Origin of the sequence: Streptococcus sp. (assembly GCF_019414905.1) — a bacterium.
GTDB lineage: Bacteria > Bacillota > Bacilli > Lactobacillales > Streptococcaceae > Streptococcus.
Genome location: NZ_DXLC01000272.1, coordinates 1 through 3,925 on the forward strand (window position 1 = coordinate 1; position 3,925 = coordinate 3,925).

Genomic DNA, 3,925 nt, shown 5'->3' on the forward strand with positions numbered 1-3,925 from the left:
ATGTCTGATTGGACCGTCATGGGCGTTCCAATCACTCCGATTTTCCCACCTTGACTGGACTTGATAGCTGCCGAAGCTCCTGGCAAAATCACACCTAGGACGGGAATGTTGAGTTGAGCCTTGATTTCTTCCCAAACGACCGCAGTCGCTGTATTACAAGCAATGACAATCATCTTGACATCCTTGGTCAAGAGAAAGTTGACCAACTGCCAAGTATATTTACGAATTTGCTCAGCAGGACGGGGCCCGTAAGGCGCTCGTGCCGAATCTCCAATATAGACGATTTCTTCATGGGGAAGCTGGCGCATGAGCTCGCGCACAACGGTCAAGCCCCCGACACCCGAATCCAAAAAACCAATTGGTCGATTATCCATACAGTCTTCTTTCTAGTCTTTTTTCTGATTGATAGTTCATTATGATTATTGATCCTTATGAACTGAATGACAGCCTAATCAACAACTATCTCTCTTAATCATAATCAAATATCAATAGAATGCAAGGAAAAAGTCTCATCCCTAAACCATAACCAACATAGTGAGAAGTCTGGAACTTTCATCCCAGACTTTTCCTTATTTATTTTTTCTTTTTATTGTTAGCAAGGGCTGCTTTTTGTTGGCGGATGATTTGGTGGTAAACTTGTTGTACCTTAGCTTCGCTTGGTTTTTGACCATTTGCACTCAAAAGAGTACGAACTGCTTCAGCATTCAAACGTGGGTTGTCAGCGAATTCTTTTTCAATTTGCTTACGAACCAAGTACATTCCTCCAAGAGCTCCTCCTAGAAAAGCTAGCACAATCAATACAATTGCTAATAGTAAATCCATCATTTTTCTCCTGTTTCTTTTTGAGTCTCTTTCATTATACCACAAACTAGCCACCCTGACCAGTTTGTTTTACGCTTTCAGGGATGGAATAGACAGCAAAAAGAACTCTGCTTTTCTGCGAAAGAGGGCTCCTTACTGAGTTTACACTCAATGAAAATCAAAGAGCAAACTAGGAAGCTAGCCACAGGCTGCTCAAAGCGATGCTTTGAGGTTGCAGATAAAGCTGACACTGTTTGAAGAGATTTTCGAAGAATATCAATTTCATATTTCTGCCTATCCATTTGTACTAATAAAAGACTGAGACACTAGATCTCAGCCTTTTTCTTTATCCCAAAACTAATTCATCACTGACTAGACTTTGGCCACTATTTTTCTGGAAGAGATGCATGAGATCTTCAACTGTCAGATGCTTTTTCTCCTCTCCCTTGACATCCACCACTATCTTGCCTTGATAGAGCATAATGAGACGATTTCCGTACTCAATAGCATGGTTCATATCGTGGGTAATCATCAAAGTCGTCAACTGATGGTGTTCCACAATCTTTTGCGTCAAATCCATCACCATTTGACTAGTTTTCGGATCAAGTGCCGCAGTATGTTCATCCAAAAGCAAAAGTTTGGGTTTCACCAAGGCCGCCATGACTAGGGTCAAGGCCTGTCTTTGTCCTCCTGAGAGATATTGAGTATCTACTTTTAAGCGGTTTTCAAGACCAATATTCAACTCCTTCAAGGCCTCTTGGAACTGGATTCTATCCTTTTCCTTCACGCCCCAGCCAAGTCCTCTTTTTTGTCCACGTCTCAAGGCAATGGCCATATTCTCCTCAATCGTCAAACGAGAAGCTGTTCCCATCTTAGGATCTTGAAAAACACGAGCGATATCCTTGGCTCTCTTTCTGACACTCAGATTTTTAATGGATTTACCTGCCAATAAAAGATCCCCTTCGTCCACCGATAGATTGCCAGCCAAGATATTCATCAAAGTGGATTTCCCTGCTCCATTTCCACCAATAACAGAGATAAAATCTCCCTCTTCAACTTCTAAATCTAATCCTTTGAGGACATGGTTCTCATTGACCGTCCCTGCTTCAAATGTTTTGTGAATATTTTCAAGTGTTAACAAACTTGCCATAACTTTCTCCTCCTATTCATTTCTCAATTTCAGACCATGAATCTTTAATCTCTTTTGCAATTCTGGCGCAAATAAAACTAAGGCGAGCAAGATTGCATTAAAGAGACGTACCAAGTTTTGATCTAGATTTGGAATTTCATAGATATTTAAAATAATCAAACGATAAACAATAGCACCAATTCCGATAGATAACAGGCGACCTCCAATGGTCAAGTCGTGTATCAATACTTCCGCAATAATGACTGCACTCAAACCAACAACAATGGTTCCTGTACCAGAAGTCACATCTGAAAATCCATCATTTTGGGCAAACAAGGAACCACATAGGGCAATCAAGCCGTTTGAAATCATGTAACCAACAATCTTCATGGTGTCTACATTGACCCCGTTGGCCTCACTCATCGGAATATTGTCTCCAGTCGAACGCAAGACCAAGCCAATCTCTGTTTTCATCAAAAGGGTCAAGATCAAACAAACAAGTAAGAGACAGGCTAAACTGAATGAGAAAACAGCTTCTTCATTTGTCAGTCCCAAGCTAGCCAACTGTTTAAAGACAGTTGAAGAATCTCCCAAGGAAAGATTAGGCACGCTTCCCATGATTTTAATATTGATGGAATAAAGCCCTGTCAAGGTCACAATCCCTGTCAAGAGAGCTGGAATTTTCATCTTGGTGTGGAGCATTCCTGATACAAGACCTGCTACCATACCTGCCAGCAAAGCAAGTAAAGTCGCAATCCAAGGATTTGTCCCTGCCTGTATCTGAGATACGACGACAGCCGCCCCCAGTGGAAAAGCTCCTTCTGCAGTCATATCCGCAATATCCAAAATACGGAAAGTCAAGTAGACCCCAATCGCCATAATCGACCACAACAAACCTTCTGATAAACTAGATAATACAAAACTCATCTTAAACCTCCCTATTCCTTGCTTTCTAACTTACTAATATCAATTCCTAGTGCATCTGCCATTTCTTTATTGGTATGCAATTCCAATTTTTCAGGCAACTCAACTGCTATATTTTCTGGCTTCTCACCTTTTAAAACACGAATCAGCATGCGGGCTGTCTGCCGTCCCAATTCTTCATAATTGGTTCCGTAGTTATACAAGCCACCAACCGCAATCATTTCTGTTGAACCACCGAATACTGGAACCTTATGTTTAATAGAAACCTGCTTGACTGTTTCCATGGTTGATGAAATGATATTATCCGTTGGTACAAAAACCATATCCACCTCTGCCATCAAGCTTTCTGCAGCCGCCTTGACGTTATTACTGTCCAAGATTGTTTTTTCAACAACGGTAAAGCCTTTTTCTTCCAGAAGGCGCTTAGCTTCATCCTTTTGGACAACTGAGTTTGGCTCGCTCTGAGTATAGAGGATTCCAATTGTTTTAGCTTTTGGCAACACTTTCTTTATCAAATTGATTTGGGTTGAAATGGCATCTGATGACTGATCGCTTGTCCCAGTTACATTGCCCCCAGGATGCTCTCTTGACTCAACCAGCTTGGCACTGACAGGATCTGTTACCGCTGAAAAGATAACCGGTGTCGTTTGTGTTGTATTGGCCAAGCTCTGAGCAGAAGGCGTTGCGATGGCTAGAACGACATCACTAGATTCTGCTAGTTGCTGGGAAATCGTTTTAAGATTTCGTTGTTCTCCCTGTGCATTTTGCAAATCAATCTCGATATTTTTCCCCTCAACATAGCCTTGTTTGGCCAGCTCATCCACAAACCCTTCTCTAGTAGCGTCTAGAGACTGGTGGGTAATAAACTGCGAAATACCGATACGAAAAACATCTTTTTTCTTATCTGCCTTCAACTGATGCAAACTGATCAGAGAGGTCAAGAGAATCCCCACTACCAAGAGGGGTGCTAGTAATTTTCGAACAACTTTCATAATGAAACTCCTTCTCAGAAAAGATAATACTCAATGAAAATCAAAGAGCAAACTAGGAAACTAGCCGCAGGCTGTACTT

Annotated in this window: 5 protein-coding genes; all 5 read right to left on the bottom strand. The window is 41.5% G+C overall.

The annotated features are described in order from the left end of the window. A partial coding sequence (murI, locus tag QZ359_RS08310; RefSeq protein WP_293965619.1) for a glutamate racemase occupies window positions 1–374 on the bottom strand: 374 nt, incomplete at its 3' end. 199 nt (window positions 375–573) lie between these two features. Beyond that, window positions 574–822, bottom strand: coding sequence for a YneF family protein (locus tag QZ359_RS08315; RefSeq protein WP_000364990.1), 249 nt, complete (start codon window positions 820–822; stop codon window positions 574–576). 325 nt (window positions 823–1,147) lie between these two features. After that, window positions 1,148–1,951 (bottom strand): ATP-binding cassette domain-containing protein, encoded by an 804-nt coding sequence (locus QZ359_RS08320; RefSeq protein WP_000157661.1) that lies wholly within the window; start codon window positions 1,949–1,951, stop codon window positions 1,148–1,150. A gap of 12 nt (window positions 1,952–1,963) precedes the next feature. Beyond that, the gene (locus QZ359_RS08325; protein WP_293965674.1) at window positions 1,964–2,857 is read right to left on the bottom strand and encodes an ABC transporter permease; all 894 of its coding nucleotides are present in this window, start codon (window positions 2,855–2,857) and stop codon (window positions 1,964–1,966) included. An 11-nt stretch (window positions 2,858–2,868) separates the two neighbouring features. Further along, the gene (locus tag QZ359_RS08330) at window positions 2,869–3,846 is read right to left on the bottom strand and encodes an ABC transporter substrate-binding protein (RefSeq protein ID WP_261058168.1); all 978 of its coding nucleotides are present in this window, start codon (window positions 3,844–3,846) and stop codon (window positions 2,869–2,871) included. Window positions 3,847–3,925: the final 79 nt, after the last annotated feature.

Excerpts from the sequence above, each read along its gene's own strand:
- QZ359_RS08315 (WP_000364990.1), bottom strand. The coding sequence starts at position 822 with ATGGATTTACTATTAGCAATTGTATTGATTGTGCTAGCTTTTCTAGGA.
- QZ359_RS08320 (WP_000157661.1), bottom strand. The coding sequence starts at position 1,951 with ATGGCAAGTTTGTTAACACTTGAAAATATTCACAAAACATTTGAAGCA.
- QZ359_RS08325 (WP_293965674.1), bottom strand. The coding sequence starts at position 2,857 with ATGAGTTTTGTATTATCTAGTTTATCAGAAGGTTTGTTGTGGTCGATT.
- QZ359_RS08330 (WP_261058168.1), bottom strand. The coding sequence starts at position 3,846 with ATGAAAGTTGTTCGAAAATTACTAGCACCCCTCTTGGTAGTGGGGATT.